The organism is Virgibacillus sp. GM2-2 (genome assembly GCF_055329585.1).
This window is the reverse complement of record NZ_JBUZWC010000111.1, coordinates 1-256: the sequence shown is the minus strand read 5'-3', so window position 1 is coordinate 256 and position 256 is coordinate 1. Positions and strand designations below refer to the sequence as shown.

At 68.8% G+C, this 256-nt stretch carries 1 protein-coding gene; it reads left to right on the top strand.

The window, feature by feature from the left end; genetic code table 11:
• Window positions 1–256: ThiF family adenylyltransferase (locus ACY9Z2_RS19170; protein WP_463611270.1), on the top strand; the 256-nt coding region annotated here is incomplete at both ends.

Here is a 256-nt window from a genome sequence, read left to right as displayed (position 1 = left end):
GATCGAGCGCTTTGCCACCCGGCTCACGTCCCGGAACGCGCTCGACATCCTCCGTGGTTTCGACGTGGTCGTCGACGGGAGCGACAACTTCCCCACGCGCTACCTCGTGAGCGATGCCTGCGTGCTGCTCGGCAGGCCGGACGTCTACGGGGCGATCTTCCGGTTCGAGGGGCAGGTTTCCGTGTTCGCCACCGGGGGCGGCCCGTGCTACCGCTGCCTGTTCCGTGATCCGCCGCCACCCGAACTGGTGCCGTCC